Source organism: uncultured Maribacter sp. (assembly GCF_963977385.1).
Taxonomy (GTDB): domain Bacteria; phylum Bacteroidota; class Bacteroidia; order Flavobacteriales; family Flavobacteriaceae; genus Maribacter.
The window spans coordinates 541,722-560,686 of the sequence record NZ_CAXBOU010000001.1 but is presented as its reverse complement, the minus strand read 5'-3'; the positions used below and the strand labels follow the sequence as shown (position 1 = coordinate 560,686).

Annotated in this window: 18 protein-coding genes; 7 read left to right on the top strand and 11 right to left on the bottom strand. The window is 34.7% G+C overall.

Annotated features, from left to right (window positions below; all coding sequences use genetic code 11):
* From AAC084_RS02395 to bioA, 6 genes are all read right to left on the bottom strand, one after another.
* Complete coding sequence (locus AAC084_RS02395; protein ID WP_339836398.1) at positions 1-873, bottom strand: cupin-like domain-containing protein; 873 nt, start codon at positions 871-873, stop codon at positions 1-3.
* A gap of 76 nt (positions 874-949) precedes the next feature.
* Complete coding sequence (gene bioB / locus AAC084_RS02390) at positions 950-2,044, bottom strand: biotin synthase BioB (protein ID WP_339836395.1); 1,095 nt, start codon at positions 2,042-2,044, stop codon at positions 950-952.
* Positions 2,045-2,132: 88 nt separating this feature from the next.
* The gene (locus AAC084_RS02385; RefSeq protein ID WP_339836392.1) at positions 2,133-3,566 is read right to left on the bottom strand and encodes an SPFH domain-containing protein; all 1,434 of its coding nucleotides are present in this window, start codon (positions 3,564-3,566) and stop codon (positions 2,133-2,135) included.
* A gap of 4 nt (positions 3,567-3,570) precedes the next feature.
* Positions 3,571-4,149, bottom strand: coding sequence for a hypothetical protein (locus tag AAC084_RS02380; RefSeq protein ID WP_339836390.1), 579 nt, complete (start codon positions 4,147-4,149; stop codon positions 3,571-3,573).
* 94 nt (positions 4,150-4,243) lie between these two features.
* Positions 4,244-5,452, bottom strand: coding sequence for a beta-ketoacyl synthase N-terminal-like domain-containing protein (locus AAC084_RS02375; RefSeq protein WP_339836387.1), 1,209 nt, complete (start codon positions 5,450-5,452; stop codon positions 4,244-4,246).
* A gap of 8 nt (positions 5,453-5,460) precedes the next feature.
* Positions 5,461-6,735, bottom strand: a complete 1,275-nt coding sequence (gene bioA / locus AAC084_RS02370; RefSeq protein WP_339836384.1) for an adenosylmethionine--8-amino-7-oxononanoate transaminase — start codon at positions 6,733-6,735, stop codon at positions 5,461-5,463.
* Between the two features lie 279 nt (positions 6,736-7,014).
* On the opposite strand from bioA, the gene AAC084_RS02365 reads away from it, so the two are divergent.
* The gene (locus AAC084_RS02365; protein WP_339836381.1) at positions 7,015-8,283 is read left to right on the top strand and encodes a glycosyltransferase; all 1,269 of its coding nucleotides are present in this window, start codon (positions 7,015-7,017) and stop codon (positions 8,281-8,283) included.
* Here AAC084_RS02365 and bioD read toward each other — a convergent pair.
* Genes bioD through AAC084_RS02350 form a run of 3 tightly spaced genes read right to left on the bottom strand, consistent with a single transcriptional unit; the run spans position 8,275 to position 10,426 of the window.
* On the bottom strand, positions 8,275-8,892 hold the full coding sequence (gene bioD / locus AAC084_RS02360) for a dethiobiotin synthase (RefSeq protein WP_339836378.1): 618 nt from the start codon (positions 8,890-8,892) through the stop codon (positions 8,275-8,277). The genes AAC084_RS02365 and bioD overlap by 9 nt on opposite strands.
* 7 nt (positions 8,893-8,899) lie before the next feature.
* Positions 8,900-9,283: a DUF2007 domain-containing protein gene (locus AAC084_RS02355; protein ID WP_339836375.1), complete on the bottom strand. Its 384-nt coding sequence runs from the start codon at positions 9,281-9,283 to the stop codon at positions 8,900-8,902.
* A gap of 6 nt (positions 9,284-9,289) precedes the next feature.
* Positions 9,290-10,426 (bottom strand): pyridoxal phosphate-dependent aminotransferase family protein, encoded by a 1,137-nt coding sequence (locus tag AAC084_RS02350; RefSeq protein ID WP_339836373.1) that lies wholly within the window; start codon positions 10,424-10,426, stop codon positions 9,290-9,292.
* A gap of 324 nt (positions 10,427-10,750) precedes the next feature.
* On the opposite strand from AAC084_RS02350, the gene AAC084_RS02345 reads away from it, so the two are divergent.
* From AAC084_RS02345 to AAC084_RS02320, 6 genes are all read left to right on the top strand, one after another.
* Entirely contained in the window at positions 10,751-13,405 is a 2,655-nt protein-coding gene (locus AAC084_RS02345; protein WP_339836371.1) for a PAS domain S-box protein, read from the top strand.
* On the top strand, positions 13,402-13,800 hold the full coding sequence (locus AAC084_RS02340) for a response regulator (RefSeq protein WP_339836369.1): 399 nt from the start codon (positions 13,402-13,404) through the stop codon (positions 13,798-13,800). Before AAC084_RS02345 ends, AAC084_RS02340 begins: the two co-directional genes overlap by 4 nt.
* Positions 13,801-13,904: 104 nt before the next feature.
* The gene (locus tag AAC084_RS02335; protein WP_339836367.1) at positions 13,905-15,701 is read left to right on the top strand and encodes a PDZ domain-containing protein; all 1,797 of its coding nucleotides are present in this window, start codon (positions 13,905-13,907) and stop codon (positions 15,699-15,701) included.
* On the top strand, positions 15,702-16,235 hold the full coding sequence (locus AAC084_RS02330) for a GNAT family N-acetyltransferase (protein WP_339836365.1): 534 nt from the start codon (positions 15,702-15,704) through the stop codon (positions 16,233-16,235).
* Positions 16,236-16,312: 77 nt separating this feature from the next.
* Positions 16,313-16,837: a DUF2975 domain-containing protein gene (locus tag AAC084_RS02325; RefSeq protein WP_339836362.1), complete on the top strand. Its 525-nt coding sequence runs from the start codon at positions 16,313-16,315 to the stop codon at positions 16,835-16,837.
* Between the two features lie 2 nt (positions 16,838-16,839).
* Positions 16,840-17,046, top strand: coding sequence for a helix-turn-helix transcriptional regulator (locus tag AAC084_RS02320; protein WP_339836360.1), 207 nt, complete (start codon positions 16,840-16,842; stop codon positions 17,044-17,046).
* 54 nt (positions 17,047-17,100) lie between these two features.
* Here the strand turns inward: AAC084_RS02320 and AAC084_RS02315 are convergent, their stop codons facing one another.
* Both AAC084_RS02315 and atpD read right to left on the bottom strand, forming a co-directional pair.
* Complete coding sequence (locus tag AAC084_RS02315) at positions 17,101-17,379, bottom strand: F0F1 ATP synthase subunit epsilon (protein WP_339836357.1); 279 nt, start codon at positions 17,377-17,379, stop codon at positions 17,101-17,103.
* Positions 17,380-17,451: 72 nt separating this feature from the next.
* Entirely contained in the window at positions 17,452-18,960 is a 1,509-nt protein-coding gene (atpD, locus tag AAC084_RS02310) for a F0F1 ATP synthase subunit beta (RefSeq protein WP_339836354.1), read from the bottom strand.
* Positions 18,961-18,965: the final 5 nt, after the last annotated feature.

Below are 18,965 nucleotides of genomic sequence, written 5' to 3'. Positions count from 1 at the left end.
TCAACTTTTAACAAATACTTCTTGATTTTTGTTTGTTCTAGTTATGGCTTCTTTATTTTTCCAATCTATCCAATCTTGTCCTTTCAACTTACGCATTAACACATCATAATAACGCATTATTACTATATTATAAGATGCCTTAGCTAAATTCTTAGGGTTACGGGCTAATGCTCGTAAACTCATTGAAAACCCTGGGGTATTGTATTTCATATAATGCCAATAGCCTTCTGGCATATATAAAACTTCACCATGAGAAAGGGTTGTTTTGAATCCTTTTGCACTCTTTAAAGCAGGCCACTTAGAATAATCAGGATTCGAGAAATCTATGCTCTCATGTGTAATTAAGGAATGTGGAACCTTATATAGTTTTTCTGTTTCAGATTGAGGAAATAGCACTACCTCCTTTTCTCCATCGAAATGGAAATGAAATATATTCGCCAAATCGATGTCGTAATGCATAAAAGTATACGAGTCTCTTCCGCCGAAAAACATCATTGGCACACCTTTCAAAAGTTTCAATCCAAAATCTGGAAAAGTATAGTCTTTCTGCAAGGCAGGAACTTCCTTTAAAATATTCCAAAGAAAAATTCTGTATTTGGTAGGCTCTTTCTTCAACAAATCAACATATGCTGCCATTTTCATTTTGGCATGCGGCTCATTGAAACCATCTTTATGCTGCACAGGTCGATTGTCATACAAAGGCACAGTAACATCACCAGCTACTTCCTTAATATAGTCTAGGTTCCACTTATTAAAAGCAGGCCAGTCTTCAATAGCTTGTTCTAATACAACAGGTTTCTGAGGCTTAAAGTAGTCATTAATAAAGTTCTCCTTGGTAATATGTCTTATCCTCGGAATATCTGCTAACTTCAATTACACATGGTTTTTAGGGAAGCCAAAGGTAATTAACGTTAAGAAAATAAAATCTTAAAAATGTATTAATGTGGACCTATTCAACAATTTTAGCTTTTTGCTTAGCAGTTTCATTACGTTCTATGGAATGCCCTGGTCGCGTCCATTTTGGTTTTTCCCCCAACGATTGTACCTGTGAGTCCACAGCCTCAACTGTTTTCGGTTGCGATACTTTTGTAAATGGTTTTTGAGGATTCAACCCCAACATTTTAAACATGGCCATATCTTCATTTACATCTGGATTTGGTGTCGTCAGCAATTTGTCACCAGCAAAAATTGAATTTGCACCAGCGAAGAAGCACATTGCCTGACCTTCTCTACTCATTTCCGTACGTCCTGCAGATAATCTCACCTGAGTTTCTGGCATTACAATTCTTGTTGTAGCCACCATGCGTATCATCTCCCAGATAGATATTGGCTCTATGTCTTCCATTGGAGTTCCTTCCACAGCAACTAGCGCATTAATTGGAACAGATTCTGGTTGCGGATTCAAAGAAGTTAAAGCAACTAACATGCCTGCTCTATCTTCTAGAGCCTCACCCATACCAATTATACCACCGCTACAAACGGTCACATTACTTTTACGAACGTTCTCTATAGTATCTAAACGGTCTTCAAATGCACGTGTAGAAATAACGTCTTTATAATAATCTTCAGAAGTATCCAAATTATGGTTGTATGCATATAGACCGGCTTCTGCCAAACGTTTTGCTTGGTTTTCGGTAATCATTCCCAATGTGCAACATACCTCCATATCTAATTTGTTAATGGTACGCACCATTTCTAACACCTGGTCAAATTCTGGTCCATCCTTAACATTTCTCCATGCCGCACCCATACATACTCTTGAACTCCCAGATGCTTTCGCACGCAGTGCCTGAGCTTTAACTTGAGAAACAGCCATAAGGTCATTACCCTTAATATCGGTATGGTAACGAGCTGCTTGAGGGCAATACCCGCAATCTTCAGGACAACCACCGGTCTTTATTGAAAGTAAGGTAGAAACTTGTACCGTATTGGGGTCATGATTCTTTCTGTGTACAGTTGCAGCCTCATAAAGAAGCTCCATTAAAGGTTTATTATATATTTCTAGAATTTCTTCTTTTGACCAATTATGTCTTGCTTCGCTCATATAATCTCATATTCTTTCTACCCCCAAAAATAGTGGAATTCTAGTTTATATCTTAATTATGCGATTTTAAAATCAGGATAACGAAAAATTACTTGTCTTCTTTATTCTTAGTAGTACCTGAAGCTTTAGTTTCTTCTTCAATTGTTTCAGAGGCAACTTCTTTACCTTTTAAATATTCAGGTAACTGCATTCCTGCCATATTAAACATTTCTTGAAGTGGAGGTACCGATTTATACATGCCAGAGATGAAATTGGCTGTAGAACTTTTACCATCTTCTCCTTTTGCGCCCGAATCCCAAACGGTCACTTTATCAATCTTAATATTCTTAATTGCTTCGGCTTGTGTTTTAACCAATTCTGGGAGCTTGTCCGCAATTAATAATAGTACGGCGTCTTTTGGATTATTACCTGCCGCTTTCACTATTTCATCCAAACCTTGTGCTTGCTTTGTCAGCACCTCTAAAAGTCCTTGTGCTTCGGCCTGTGCCTTAAATAGGATGGCATCCGCCTCACCTTTTGCAATACGTCTTGTTCTTTCCGCATTAGCTTCGGCATCAATCTCAACCTTTTTCTTATCAATCTCGGCAGGAACGACAATATCAGCCATTTGAGAACTACGAACACGCTCTGCTCTTGCTAATTCGGCCATTTGTTCAGCTGCATATGATTCTTCCAATGCTTTAGCAGTTTGCACCTTTTCTGATGCAATTGCGGTACGTTCTGCCTCTGCTTCTCTTTGCCTTCTTAAAGAATCTGAATTTGCTACATTTATCTTAGCGATATTCTCCCCTTCTACAGCTTGAGCATTAGCCGCTGCTACTTGTGTACGCTCATCTTGTACTGCATTTGCTTCACCAATAGAACCATCTCTATTTTTTTCTGCAACTGATTTACGTGCCGCGTTTATAGCATGTGCAGCCGCTTCTTTACCCAGGGCTTCAATATAACCGGACTCGTCGACAATATCCGTTATGTTTACATTAATTAATTTTAGACCTACTTTTTTCAATTCTGATTCAACACTCTGAGAAATATTGGTTAAAAACTTATCTCTATCCGAGTTTATTTCTTCAATATCCATGGATGCTACAACTAAACGTAACTGTCCAAAAATAATCTCTTGAGCTAATTCTTGAATTTCGTTTTGTCCTAACCCAAGTAAACGCTCCGCCGCATTTTGCATAATACCGGGCTCCGTAGATACCCCGATGGTAAATCTTGAAGGTACATTTACACGTATATTTTGCTTACTTAAAGCATTTACCAAATTAACCTCGATAGAGATAGGCGTCAAATCTAAAAATTGATAGTCTTGTATTACCGGCCAAATAAATGCTGCACCACCATGAATACAACGGGCAGAATTACCACCACCTACTTTACCATACACCACAAGAATACGATCAGAAGGACATCTTTTATACCTTCTGATAAAGGAGATTATAATGATAAAGAAAAAGAGAATGGCAAATCCGATAGCAATCAAAGATGCACCTCCACCTAATTGTAATGGTAATAGCATAAGGTTATTTATTTAATAGTTCAACGATTAATATTCCATTTGCAGTAACCTGCTTTACGCGCACCACATTGCTTTGAGTTAAATCTTGATTTTCATCGGTTAAGGCTTCCAATTCTCTTAACGTGCCTTGCACATTAATACTCACCTTACCAATTCTAGATCTATTAGCGCCTATAGTTAAGTAAACTTCCCCGACTTGATTCAGCGCATTACTTAACTTAAGAGTACCACTACTCTGTAGCTTGGCTAAATAATAAAAAAGGGAAGCCATAGCTACCATCATTAACAAACCACATATAACAGAAATAATTACTGTTAATGTATGAGAAAGTCCATTATCTAAACAAGCGATACCTGTCCATCCAAAAATGGTAAAAAAGCCTGTTAAATTTTTAAAGGATAGAAACTGAAATCCAACACCATGATCACCATCAATATCAGTATCTACATCTCCACTCATATCATCTGCATCACCACCTAAAAGAGTTGTCACAAGAAAAATCAATAAAAAGATGGATGCTATACCAGCAACTACCCAGTATACTTTCTCAAAAATGGTTAATGCAGCAAACCAAGTTTCCATAAAAATCCTATTTAGTAGATATTTGAAAGATAATACTTAAAGCCAGTTAGAGAAAAGCTTCACGAGTATTTATTTAGAAAACAGCCAACTATTCTTAATACCTAGACACCAAAATACTTACTGCATTACCGCCAAAACCAACAGCATTTACTAGCACTTTCTTAACATCTATGTTCTCAACTTCTTGCTTAAAAAACGGCACAGGTATAAACTTATTAAACTGAAGCATTAATAAAGCCATCTCTAGGTTGAGCATGCCCGATGTTGCGAATGTGTGACCCAACTTCCATTTATTGGTTGTTAACGAAGGTAATTTGCTGCCAAAAACTTTTTGAATAGCATTATATTCTGATACATCTCCTTTTATAGTTCCTGGAGCATGCATTACTACGGCATCAACCTCCGAAGGGTCTAAATCACCTAAGGCCATATTCATCGATTTTTGAAAACAAGTGGCATTTGCAGAAATAGATGTATTGTGTTTTAAAATTTCAGTTGCATAGCCCACTCCATCAATTATAGCCAAAGCATTTTTTACAACTCCCTTTTCTAAACACGCTACCGATGCACCTTCGCCTAGAATCATACTGTTATTCTCCTTTTCTAAATTCAATGCTTGGCAGTGGTAACTTCGGCTACGTTCAGTTTCCGTTGATAAATCAACTACCGTAGTTGAATTAAATTCGTCAACTTTAGCATAAATCTTTAAAGCCTTCATTTGGGCTATGGTAAAATCAGTTAGCGGTGCTTCACTACCCCCAACCAAAAACTTGTCGGCCATACCACTATTGATCCATGCAATGCCGTTCAATATAGAATGTAATCCAGTAGAGCAAGTGATAGAATGAGAAATTTCAGGACCGGTTGACCCTAAATCGTGTGACACCCACGAAGAAACATTACCTAAAGTGGTTGTTGGCGAGCTTAAGGTTGACGCTACTCCTGTTTCTAAAAACTCGGCATGGTATTGTTCGAATAATTTGGTCGCACCTCTAGACGAGCCTATATTGATTCCGAACTCAGAATCATTTTTCCATCCAGATTGTACTACCGCTAATCGTGAAGCCATCATCGCATACAATACACTATCATCTAATTTCTTGTATTTACTATCTGATAAACGCAACTCATCTACAAGAGATTTACCTGAACTGGATAATCGAGCGACCCAAGATTTTAAGCCGCTGTGTTCTTCTACAGAAAAATAATCATTTTTATTCTGATATGCTTCCCAAATTTCATTCGCAGAACTCCCCAATGGGGATATGGATGCAATGGAAGTAATTGATATTTTCTCTTTCAAATTAAAGTCTAAATAGTTTCCAAAACTTCTGATATAGTTTCGTAAATTTTTTGAAGCTGTTCATTGGTTATCACATAGGGTGGGAGCACATAAATTGTATTCCCCAATGGTCTTAATAATACGCCTCTTTCGATGAAAAAATCATATAGTTTATCACGCAAATTCCCATAACGTTCTGTTTTTACATTTAAGTCAATAGCAAGTATAACTCCCATTACCCTAACCTCACCTACTTTTTTATGAGCTTTAATCATTGTCGCATATGAATTATGTGCGTTTTCAATATACGTTCTTCTATCAAGAATTTCTGGAGAATTCAATAGTTCAATTCCTGCCAATGCAGCAGCACAACCAATAGGGTGCGCACTAAAGGTATGTGCATGAAAAAAACCTTTTGCAACATCATCACTTAAAAACCTATCGAAAACCACTTGTGAGCAACTAGTTATGCTAAGAGGAAACATACCCGCCGTAAGTGCTTTACTTAAACAAATAATATCAGGTTTGTTTTCAAGATAATCTGAAGCAAAATTCTTTCCTGTTTTACCGAAACCGGTCATTATTTCATCGGCAATACTTAAGACATTATTTTCCTGACACAGGTTAATTAATTCATCGAGCCCTTTAGCAGAATGAAATTTCATGCCAGCGGCGCCTTGCACTAATGGCTCAAACACAAAAGCTGCACATTTATTTTCTTTAAGAATTTGAGCTAGTTTTTCTTTTACTCCCTGAATATTATTTTCTTGTGGTGCCGGTATTCGTACAACCTTCAAAAGAAATTTTTCAAAAGGACCGTTGTATGATGAAAGTCCTGATGCGCTCATAGCACCAAAGGTATCCCCATGAAATCCATCTTCAAAGGCTATAAGCGTATCTCTTTTCTCTCCGTGATTATGATAATATTGCAAGGCCATTTTTATTGCCGCTTCAATAGCAGTAGAACCATTATCATTGAAAAATATCTTTGCCTGATTTTCTGGTAAAATCTCCATCAATTTTTCAGATAATTCAATTGCCGGTTCGTGCGTTAGACCGCTGAACATCACAAAATCTAACTTGTTCATTTGCTTGGTCATTGCCGAAACAATATGCTTGTTAGAATGACCATACATTACCGTATACCAAGAGGCTATACCATCAATATATTCTTTTCCGTCTTCATCAAATAACAGCGCATCTTTAGCTCTAACAATAGCCAATTGCCGTTTACTCAACTTATGTTGTGTTAGCGGATGCCATAAATATTTTTTATCTCGAGTAGATAGATTTTCCACGGTCATAAAATTTATAATTCGTCATTTTATCTATCTTGCAAAGATCGGGAAATAAACCGCAACAAAGAGATGCCTTCAAAAAGAAACAATAAAGCATTTTTACATTTTTCCGAAATCAAGAATAGCCTGGTATTCCTAATCTTTTTTTAAATTACATTTTTTATTCGCTTCCCCTTTTTCTTTCGAGACTATATTGACCGAGATGAAAGTACTTTTATTCTTTTAGGCCAATCGTGGGCAGATGGCTTTCTACCCTACACCCAATTATGGGATTTAAAACCACCATTGACTTTCGCCTTTTTTGCCGCAATCATATCTGTTTTCGGCAAAAGTTTTATTGCCATAAGATTAGCTGGTGTTTTTCTGGTAGTTATTACAGCCTTCTTCACTTACAAGATTGCATTATCAGTGTTATCTAAAAAGACTTCAATATTAGTAGGTGTGCTTTGCATTTTTCTATTAAGTCTTTTCGGCAGCCTACAAGGTGTAATGTCAGAACATATTTGTATTGCGCTTTTTATACCTGCCCTCTATCTTTTACATAATAAAAACACATTAGTTTTTACATTTCTAGCAGGCATATTAATGGGAGCTACCGTTATGGTTAAATTGAATATGGCTTTTCCTATATTTTTTATTGGCCTCTTTCTCGTTTACGAATTATTTTTTACCAAAAATAATATCAATTTACTACAGGTTCTGTTATTTGGAGCTGGTGTTTTAGCCGTTATTTTTGCCACAATAGTACCATATTACCTTACAGAGCAAACGCATGTATGGTGGGAATCTGTGGTTTTAGCACCTTTAGAATATACTGAGGCTAGAAGATATTCTATTTTAAAGTTAGCTCCCATATTTGTAATTACCGGTCTTTTTTTAATATACGCTTATAAAAGCAGCAATCTTGATTTTAAGAACCGCACCGTACAAATCCTGTTGGTCGCTATTTTTGGTGTATTATTTTCATTCGTTAAAGGCGGTAGAATCAATGGCCATTACCTTATACAATTACACCCTATGCTACTGATTTTGGTCGCAATAGTAATTCGGAAACTAACCATAGAGTACAAACCTAAAGTACCGAAATATGTACTACTCCTAGTATTATTAATACCTGCGGAAAGTTATTTGGAATATGTCAATATCATAAAAAACAAATATGAACGCAATACGTTCTTTAATGGAGAAGGGTTTTCTGTGCCTTCCTATATTAAAGAAAATGATCTAGAGACCAAAAACATATTGTTTTTCGAATACCACATCGGTTATTGGAATTTAGACACCTTACCACCTACAATAGCCTCTACCCACCCAAGTAATATTTGCAGAGATGAACTTTTTACATTCTTTGACAATCCAAGGAAAAACTCTTTAGAGGAACTAAAATTTATTATGGAAGAATTGCAACCAAAAACGGTTGTCATACGAAAAGGCAGACGAATTTTAGACAAGAAAGAAATTGAGGAAAATGAGTATATAGATGCTTATTTAGCCGAACATTACAGCAACTTTGCAACTGTCGAAAATGCAGAAATTCTACAGCGTTTAGAGTGATTTTAATATGCCTTTAAACCTATCAGCATATTTTTTAATCACTTCCTTGTCAAACTTTTCCTCTTCATCAATTCTACCCAAAAGTGATATGCCAGTTTTATGTAAGATAATATTTTCTGAATGCGGATTAGCCTCACCACTGAACAATACAGAGACATCATAACCCTTGTTCTGTAACCAGTTTATCGTCAATAAGGAATGATTAATACTTCCTAAATAGTTTCTAGATACAACCACTACCTTATAATCTGGCATTATAATATCGAACATGGTATCTTCCTCATTCAAAGGAACCAAAATACCTCCAGAACCTTCAATAATTAAATTATTTTCAGTCTCTGGTTCATTAATATGAAATCTATCAATTCGAATACCATCGATTTCTGCCGCAGCATGAGGACTCATGGAGGATGTTAACTCATAACTGCATGGATGAAACTTGGTTTTTCCATTAGAGATTAGACTTTTTACCCTATCGGTATCAGAATTATCTAAATCTCCTGCTTGTACCGGTTTCCAATAATCTGCCTGTAGCGCTTCCGCAAAAATGGCCGAAGCTATAGTTTTCCCAACTCCTGTTGATATTCCGGTTACAAAAATCTTCTGCATAATGTTCTTACTTTGAGTTAGTAATCATACCACAATTTAGGCACTTATATTTTCTTTTTTCAAAAAATGGAAAAAGTTTATAAAATACACCTTTCCTGTTATAATAGGCTTCTAATTTTTGGGCTTTACAATTTGGGCAAGCAATGGGCTCACCATCATTATCAATAGCATAGGCCCTAATTTCATTATATATAACCATTGCCCTTTCTTTATCTTTAGAATAGACCTGCAATTTAACCCCGCCAATTGCATTGCTTATTATTGGGTCTGAATTTAATGTATTTTCATCCCTTAGAAATACAGGTATACCTTCAGATTCAAGTTTTCCTTTAACTATCTGTACATCGGCAACATATTCAAAAGAGGCAAGTTGATAAAATTTATCTTCCATATATCATTATATAAAACTAGCTAACAATTTTACCAAAAGACCTATTTCTTCTTTTGAATTAAAACTATGCAAACAAATTCTAAGTCGTTCTTGCCCTTCTGGAACAGTAGGTGCAAGAATCGCTTTTATATTAAAACCTTTATCTATGAGTTTTCTGGAAACCTGTTTTACTTTTTTTGATCCAGGTATGATACAACTTTGTATTGCCGTATCACTCGGTATAAAAGACAGATTTAAATTTTGTGCACTAACCTGTTTTTTAAAATACTCAATATTCTCTTTTAACTTAATTGTAGGCTCCTCACCCAATTCTTGTAAAAATGAATGAGCTGTAATTATGGTAGCCAGCGTGTGTGGTGTTAATGCAGTTGTATAAATAAAAGGTTTTGCAAAATTAACCAAGTAATCTTTTAAATCTTCAGAACCTAATATAGCTGCTCCATGGCAACCAAAACCTTTACCAAAAGTAACCGTTCTGGCAAATACATCATTTTCAAGACCTAATTCTGGTATTAACCCTTCTCCATTACTACCCAACACCCCAACTGAATGTGCTTCGTCTACAATTAAATTATATCCATTTTTCTTAGCATATTTGGCAAATTCATTTAAATCTGGTATGTCACCATCCATAGAAAAAACACTTTCCGTGACTACGTAAATAGTTAGGTCATCACCTTCATTTCTAGCGAAGTTCAATTCTATTTTTTCTTGCAAACTAGATAAATCGTTATGTAAAAAGCTATAAGCCTTCGCATTACTCATTCGTATACCCTCTCGAATACTAGCATGCACATATTCATCGTAAAAAATTAAATCTCCTCGTTGCGGAACCGCACTAAACAGACCCATATTGGCATCATAACCTGAATTAAATACTAGCGCTGTATTTGATTTATAAAAAGAAGCCAATAAAGGTTCTAAAATTGTATATAATTTATGATTTCCTGACAAAAGTCTTGATCCCCCAGACCCATTTGAAGCAACACCTTCATTTAATAATAACTGAAAAGTTTTTGAAAATAAAGTATCGTTAGTTGCAAAACCTAAATAGTCATTCGATATAAAATCTATTAAACCAGTTAAAGAATTCAACTGTCGAAAAGTCTCCTCTTTTTTACGTTTTGCTAAAATTTTAAGCAATTTGTTGGGTATTTGGTTCATTCAACAAAAATAGCTTATCTATGAAATGAAACTAACGTAATTAACAAATTCTCGTAATTTTTACCACCCTGCACTTTGATTCTTTCAAAATCTTTCAAGTAAATCTCGAAATTAATACGAAAAGCATTTTAGCCACCTGACTAGTAACTACTTATAAATTATAAAAAACCCTTTTAAATCAAATAAAGGTTAAGCAACATGAACGATTGCCAAAGTTAAAGTATACTTTTGCTTCCTTTTTTAAGGAAATTTCCTACTTTGAAAATAGTTTTATGTATTTAGCGTATTTAAGTGGTTGTTAATATGAAAAGGAATAATATTCTAGATAGTGAAAGAATTGAAACTTTAATGTCTTTTGACGTTATGGATACACTAACGGAATCTATTTATGACGACATAACTTCCCTAGCAGCTTCTATCTGCAATACACCTGTAAGTTTAATATCGTTAGTAGATGATAAAAGGCAATTCTTTAAATCTCATCATGGTATTGATTTCAACGGAACACCTCTAGAAGTTTCTTTCTGCAAGCACTTAATAAGTGATGACAAAGATTTAATGATTGTCGAAAACACTCATAACGATGAAAGATTCTCGAATTATTCCTTAGTAAAAAACAATCCGGGTATCAGCTTTTATGCTGGCGCATCCTTAACAGCTTCAAATGGCAATCGACTTGGGACATTGTGCGTTATTGATTATGAATCACGAAAACTTGATAGTCAACAAATTGAAAGCCTTAAAATTCTTGCAAAACAAGTTGTAAAATTATTAGAATTACGAAAATCTAAAAAGAACGAAAAAAACCAACAGAAAGACCTAGAAAGAAAAGGTAAACTTTTAGACAACATTGTACAAGCCACAGGAATTGGTTTATGGGAACGAAATTTCAAAGACGACACAATTAATTTAAGCGATGAAGCACTGCAAATAATTGGCTTAAATAAACTTTCGCCGAGTCATTTTAAGACTGACAAATGGTTAAGTTTTATTCATCCGAAAGATTTGCCCAAGGTTAAGGAAAAATTTTCGACTTGTTGCAATCATGATTCTGAAGCGTGTGAAATTCAATATAGAATGAAGCATACAGATGGTGAATACAAATGGGTACATGAAAATGGCAAGGTTCTAACATGGAGCGATGATAACGAACCATTATTAATGTATGGCATCATTCAAGATATTACAGAAAAAGTAAATTACAGTACTGAATTAGAAAGGCTTAAGAACAACCAAGAAGCCATGATCAATAGCACTAAAGATTTTATGTGGGCCATTGATCTAAATTTAAGATTAATTACTGCCAATTCTGCTTTTCATCAGCTAATCAAAAGAAATATAGGTCATTTTATTAAGGAAGGTGATTATATATTTTCTGATACATTTGATGCCGAAATAAATAATAGGTGGAAAGGTTTCTATAAACGAGCATTAAGCGGCGAAAGTTTTTCAGTAAAACAAAAAATACAAGATCCCAAAAAATATATGATAACCTATAGCTTAACCTCCTTTAATCCTTTACACGATAAAGAAGGAAAACAAATAGGGTTAACTTGTTTTTCAAAAGACATTACTTCAGAAGTTTTATCACAACAGGTTATATTGAGTGCTAAAGAAGAAATGGATAAAATAATGGACACCTCATTAGATATCATTTGCTCCTTTGATGAAAAAGGTAATTTCTTAAGCATTAATAAAGCTTGTAAAAGAATATGGGGCTATGAACCTAGAGATTTAATAGGCACGAACTATAAAAATTTAGTTTACGAAGAAGACATTAAACCGACGCAAGATTCTGCCAATTCGATTTTATTGGGTGAAAAAACAGTCAACTTCGAGAACAGGTATGTACATAAAGATAAAACTATTGTGCCCATGCTATGGTCATCTAATTGGGATGAAAAAGAAGAAATAATGTACTGTATAGCAAGAGACAATACAGAAAATAAAATAGTATCACAGCAACTTGAACAAAGTGAAAAACGTTTTAAAACATTAGTACAGGAAGGAACTGAACTTATAGCTATTTTTGATGAAGAGGCAAGATTTACCTACGTTAGTCCGACTTCTATAAAGACCTTAAAAATGACCCCAGAAGAACTCTTGGGCACAACGGCTTTTGACCATATACATCCAGATGATCTTGAAAACGTACGCGCGCAATTTTTGGAGGCAATAACTGTCCGACAGGTTAATATCACACCATTCAAATTTAAAAATGGAGATGGTGAATGGAGATGGTTAGAAACTATAGCAACAAACCAAATTGATGAACCATCTATAAATGGGATTGTCGTAAATACCCGAGATGTAACTGAAAAGAAAAAGGCTGAAGAACAGTTAGAGAACAGTGAACGACGCTTTAAAACATTGGTTCAGGAAGGAAGTGATATGATATGTATTATTGACCAGAATTCAATTTTTACTTATGCCAGTCCGACATCCACCAAAATCCTAAATATAATACCCGAAAAATTCGTTGGCACTAGTGCATTCGATTATGTACACCCAGATGATTACGAAACAGTGTTCAATCAATTTAATAAGATTTTTGAAGTACCACAAATTACGATTAAACCATTTAGATTTAGACATGGAGTTGATAATTGGATATGGATGGAAACCATTGCAACAAATAAACTTGATGAACCATCTATTAATGGGATTGTAGTCAACTCAAAAGACGTAACAACAAGAGTTCAACATATTAAAGCTATCGAGAAACAGAATGCGCAACTAAAGAAAATTGCTTGGACTCAATCGCACATTGTTCGTGCTCCTGTTGCAAGACTTACAGGGTTAATAAATCTAATTAGAGACGAAAAGGACAACCTTCAATTTGAAGAAAAAGAACTTATACTTAGCTATATAATTTCTTCGGCAGATGAAATAGATTCAGTTATTAAAGACATAGTTAAAACTACCGCTAGCGCGATAGATATAGAAGAAATAAAATGAATTATCAATTACTATTAATTGAAGATGATCCTATATTCACTTTTTTACTTGAAAAAGGAATTCAGGCTGCGGCATTAGAAGGTACCATTTCAAATTTCACCAATGGCTTAACTGCCATAGAATATTTGACAGAAGATTATTCAAATGAGAATATTTATATCATTTTCCTAGATTTAAATATGCCTATTATGAATGGCTGGCAATTTATGGATGAATTTGAAAAACTTGCCAATACTAACAATTGTATGGTTTTTATTCTAACTTCTTCTGGCTATCAACAAGATATCGATAAACTAAAGGAAAAGCCTTTGGTTGCCGACTTTGTAACAAAACCCATTACAGATTATATTTTAAAAGGGATTAATGAAACTATTAAAACTAAGTTCGAAAAGTAATAAGTTATAAAATTCGAATAAATACGTTCAAGCAGCAATCTATATATAATTCAAAGTTTTCAATTACATGAATTAGCTTCATTATCTTAGCTAAAAATCTTTGTATGCGCTACTTACTCGTAATTCTTTTTTTTGGTTGTCAATTAACTCAAATAAACGCACAAACCAACACCTATTCTATTTCTTTTGAAAATGCCGTTCATCATGAAGCTATCGTAGCAGCATCTTTTAAAGATATAGCTACGGATACTTTAGCATTAAGAATGAGTAGAACGTCACCAGGGCGATATGCATTACATGAATTTGCTAAAAATATCTACAATTTTACAGCGAATGATAGTAAAGGAAATCCATTAATAATTACAAGAAATAATCCATACGAATGGAAGGTTTCAGGCCATGACGGGCAAGTAACCATTCAATATACTTTATTTGCCAATAGAGGTGACGGTACTTATTCTCAAATTGATGAGACGCATGCTCATTTAAATATACCGGCAACATTTATGTATGCCCCTGCATTAAGTGAACGAAAAATAGCAGTAGATTTTAATCTTAGAGAAGATTTAAATTGGAAAGTTGCAACCCAACTACCTCATGTAAAAGACAACACCTATAGTGCTCCAAACCTCTATTATTTTATGGACAGCCCAACAGAGTTGAGCAATCATAAGGTAAGAGAGTTTAGCATTGATAACCAAATCGTAAAGCTAGCCCTTCATGACCCTGGCACGGAAGAAGAAGCAAATCTATATTTTGAAAAGGTTAAAAAGGTGGTTGAAGCTGAAAAAGAAGTTTTTGGGGAGCTACCTAAATTTGATTTTGGCACTTATACTTTTTTAGCCTGCTATGTACCAAATGCTTCTGGTGATGGAATGGAACATCGTAATTCGACTGTATTAACAAGCACTAGAACTTTGTCAAACGGCGGTATGGATGGCAATATCGGAACAGTTTCTCATGAATTTTTTCATAGCTGGAATGTTGAAAGAATTAGACCAAAAACATTAGAACCCTTTAATTTTGAAGAAGTCAATATGAGTGGGGAACTCTGGTTTGCTGAAGGATTTACGAGCTATTATACAAACCTAATTCTGTGTCGAGCAAAATTAATTTCAACAGAAAATTATGTCGAGGGCTTAACTGGCACTTTTAACTATGTTTGGAATTCTCCTGTTAGACAGTTTTTTAACCCTATAGCAATGAGTTTTCAAGCACCTTTCGTAGATGCCTCTACTTCAGTAGATCCCGTAAATCGTGAGAACACCTTTATTTCATATTATTCTTACGGAAGTGTACTTGGCCTAGCATTGGATTTATCTTTAAGAGAGAACGGTTTGAATTTGGATGACTTCATGAAACAAGTTTGGGACACCTATGGAAAAACAGAAATTCCATATTCTATAAAAAATTTAAACAAATCATTGAATTCATATGCTGGTGAGGAATTTGGAGATAACTTCTTCAATAACTTCATCTACAAGAGCGACATGCCCAAGTATACTGAACTTTTAAACTCGGTTGGCGTTAGTCTATCAAGAGAACCAAATTCAGCCTATTTTGGCGCGGCAGTATCTGTTACAGACGATTTAACCGGCAAGATTCAAGCTAATACAAAAATTGGTAGCCCGGCATATAAAGCAGGCCTAGACAAAGATGATATCATTACGTCAATTAATGAAAAACCATTTCCTAATGGACTTCAATTTGATACGTTTATTAAAGAATTTAAGCCCGGTGAAAGACTAAAAATCGAATTTGATAGGTATGGCAGCAAAAAAACTACAGAAGTTATTTTAGAGTCAGACCCGAATTACACTATTGCCTTAAAAGAGAAAAATGGAGAAGAGCCTTCCAAGAAAATACTGAAGGCACGAAAAGATTGGTTGAAAAATGAATAGATGAACATCGATTATACCATTGCCGAAACAACAGAAGAATTATTGCAGATCCTATCGCTACAACGGTTAAATCTAAAATCTTCGGTGACGACTTCAGAAATAGAACAAGAAGGTTTTGTTACCGTCGAACATGATTTAGATTTGCTCGAGCGCATGAATAATGCTTGCCCGCATATTATAGCTAAAGATGGAGATAAAGTAGTTGGTTATGCCCTTTCTATGACCGAAGATTTTAAAGATGAAATTTCTGTTTTGAGACCAATGTTTACCGAATTAGAAGGAATACATATTCAAAATTTTATCACCATGGGCCAAATTTGTGTTGCTAAAACCCATAGAAAACAAGGAATATTTCGTGGTCTATATGAAGCTATGAAAAAAGCGTCTTACCCAACCTATGATGCAATAATTACCGAGGTTGATGCCACAAATACTCGCTCATTAGGCGCTCATTTTTCTATTGGTTTTGAAAATATATGCACTTACCATTCTTTGAATCAAGACTGGAAATTGATTTCTTTAAAGACTTTCTAATTTATATATAATAACTTTATTATTGTTTTTCAATAATTTTTATATATTTGTTATCGTTAAACGATAATATAAATGCCATGAAAAGTAAATCCTCATTTTCAATCCTAATAAATTTTTTATATTTTATAGTACTCTTTTCTATTTTCGGTTTAGCTATATCAATAATTGATAAAACATATTTATTTACTAAAAGTCTCTTGACACAATTTAATACACTAAGCTCTTTTTCGAAAAATTATAATGTTACCATTTTACAATTATTTTCTTTTACCGAAATTCTCTTAATGATTTATATGCTTTGGTTACTTTTTAAAGTAAATAAAATAACATATGGCGATAACTCAAATCTATTTTTTTCTAAAAAAAACGGTAAAATCTTTAAATTGCTTGGAAGTGGTCTTATTTACTACGCTATTGGATTTTTTTTAATTAATATAATTAGCAGTGCGATGATTAAGTTTGGCCTATTAGGAGAATATAATCAAAATGTGACTTTAAGTGAGTTAATTTATTTAGTTGTTATTGCCATTTTCATACTTATTATTTCAAAAATTATAAAAGATGGCTATGAGTTGAAAAAAGAAAACGACTTAACTATTTAACCATGAGTATAGTTGTAAACCTTGATGCTATATTAACAGAACGAAAGCTTAAAAGTAAGGAGCTTGCTGAAATGATAGGTATTACTGAAGCGAACATATCTATACTTAAATCTGGTAAAGCTAAAGCTATTCGCTTTTCTACATTAGAAGCAATATGTAGCGCGCTAGATTGTCAGCCAGCTGATATTTTAGCTTATGAAAAGGAATAAAAAAAGGCCACACTATAAAGTGTAGCCTTTTTAATTTATTATTTAATGTACCAACTAATCTGCTAATACAATAACCTTATTGTTTTTCAGCTCAATAGTTCCACTAGAAATCTCTAATACAGTATTACCTTCTGCATCTTTACCAAACTTAGATGCATACTCCTTTTCTAAAGTAACATTACCTGAAAATTTGACCTTTCCTTCTTGTAATAAAGAAACAATAGGCGCGTGATCCTTCAACATTTGAAACTCTCCATTAATGCCAGGTACTGTTACCGAAGTAACTTCCCCTGCAAATAATGTAGCTTCTGGTGATACAATTTCTAAATACATATTTTTTCAGTATTCAGTATTCAGTAATTAGTACTCAGTAGCAAAACTGATACTGCAAACCGTTTACTAGTTTTAAGCTTCAGATAACATTTTTTCACCTGCTTCGATAGCCTCTTCAATTGTACCTTTAAGGTTAAAAGCAGATTCTGGTAAGTGATCTAATTCACCATCCATAATCATATTAAAGCCTTTAATTGTTTCTTTAATATCAACTAAAACTCCTTTAAGGCCTGTAAACTGTTCTGCTACATGGAAAGGTTGAGATAAGAAACGTTGTACACGTCTTGCTCTACCAACAGCCGATTTATCTTCCTCAGATAATTCTTCCATACCTAAAATGGCAATAATATCCTGTAACTCTTTATAGCGCTGCAAAAGCTCTTTTACTCTTTGGGCACAATCATAATGCTCTTTTCCTAAAATTTCAGCCGTTAAAATTCTTGACGTAGAATCTAATGGATCTACAGCAGGATAAATACCTAGCTCTGCAATTTTACGCGACAATACCGTTGTTGCATCTAAGTGAGCAAATGTAGTTGCTGGTGCTGGATCCGTTAAATCATCTGCAGGTACGTAAACCGCCTGTACAGAAGTAATAGAACCTCTTTTTGTTGATGTAATACGTTCTTGCATAGCACCCATCTCTGTTGCCAAAGTTGGTTGGTATCCTACTGCAGAAGGCATACGACCTAATAACGCCGAAACCTCAGAACCTGCTTGTGTAAAACGGAAAATATTATCTACGAAGAAGAGTACATCTTTTCCTTGACCCTCACCTGCACCATCACGGAAATACTCGGCTATTGTCAAACCTGAAAGAGCAACTCTTGCACGTGCTCCCGGTGGTTCGTTCATTTGTCCAAAAACGAATGTCGCTTTTGAATCCTTCATTACTTTTTTATCTACTTTGGATAAATCCCATCCGCCTTCTTCCATAGAATGCATGAAATCATCACCATACTTTATAATACCTGATTCTAACATCTCACGAAGTAAATCGTTTCCTTCACGAGTTCTTTCACCTACTCCTGCAAAAACAGAAAGACCACCATGCCCTTTAGCTATGTTGTTAATCAATTCTTGAATTAATACAGTTTTACCAACACCCGCACCACCAAATAAACCAATTTTACCACCTTTTGCATAAGGTTCGATTAAATCGATAACTTTAATACCTGTGAATAAAACCTCTGTAGTAGTTGTAAGATCTTCAAATTTTGGAGCTTCCCTGTGAATAGGAAGACCGTCTTTACCTGATTTAGGCAAGTTTCCTAAACCATCAATAGCATCACCGATCACATTGAACAAACGACCATATACATCGTCTCCAACAGGCATTTGAATCGCACTTCCTGTAGCAACTACCTCAACTCCTCTACTTAATCCATCAGTAGAATCCATAGAAATAGTTCTTACCGTATTTTCGCCAACATGAGATTGAACTTCCAAGACCAAAATAGACTTATCCTTCTTTATTATCTCCAAGGAATCATAGATTCTAGGCAGAACATCACCTGATTGAAATTCTACATCAACCACGGGTCCAATGATTTGCGAAACTTTACCTGTAACTTTTGACATTACTT

Coding starts and splice junctions, on each gene's coding strand:
- bioB (WP_339836395.1), bottom strand. CDS start 2,044: ATGAGCGAAGCAAGACATAATTGGTCAAAAGAAGAAATTCTAGAAATA.
- AAC084_RS02385 (WP_339836392.1), bottom strand. CDS start 3,566: ATGCTATTACCATTACAATTAGGTGGAGGTGCATCTTTGATTGCTATC.
- AAC084_RS02380 (WP_339836390.1), bottom strand. CDS start 4,149: ATGGAAACTTGGTTTGCTGCATTAACCATTTTTGAGAAAGTATACTGG.
- bioA (WP_339836384.1), bottom strand. CDS start 6,735: ATGACCGTGGAAAATCTATCTACTCGAGATAAAAAATATTTATGGCAT.
- bioD (WP_339836378.1), bottom strand. CDS start 8,892: ATGCAGAAGATTTTTGTAACCGGAATATCAACAGGAGTTGGGAAAACT.
- AAC084_RS02355 (WP_339836375.1), bottom strand. CDS start 9,283: ATGGAAGATAAATTTTATCAACTTGCCTCTTTTGAATATGTTGCCGAT.
- AAC084_RS02345 (WP_339836371.1), top strand. CDS start 10,751: ATGAAAAGGAATAATATTCTAGATAGTGAAAGAATTGAAACTTTAATG.
- AAC084_RS02340 (WP_339836369.1), top strand. CDS start 13,402: ATGAATTATCAATTACTATTAATTGAAGATGATCCTATATTCACTTTT.
- AAC084_RS02335 (WP_339836367.1), top strand. CDS start 13,905: ATGCGCTACTTACTCGTAATTCTTTTTTTTGGTTGTCAATTAACTCAA.
- AAC084_RS02330 (WP_339836365.1), top strand. CDS start 15,702: ATGAACATCGATTATACCATTGCCGAAACAACAGAAGAATTATTGCAG.
- AAC084_RS02325 (WP_339836362.1), top strand. CDS start 16,313: ATGAAAAGTAAATCCTCATTTTCAATCCTAATAAATTTTTTATATTTT.
- AAC084_RS02320 (WP_339836360.1), top strand. CDS start 16,840: ATGAGTATAGTTGTAAACCTTGATGCTATATTAACAGAACGAAAGCTT.
- AAC084_RS02315 (WP_339836357.1), bottom strand. CDS start 17,379: ATGTATTTAGAAATTGTATCACCAGAAGCTACATTATTTGCAGGGGAA.
- atpD (WP_339836354.1), bottom strand. CDS start 18,960: ATGTCAAAAGTTACAGGTAAAGTTTCGCAAATCATTGGACCCGTGGTT.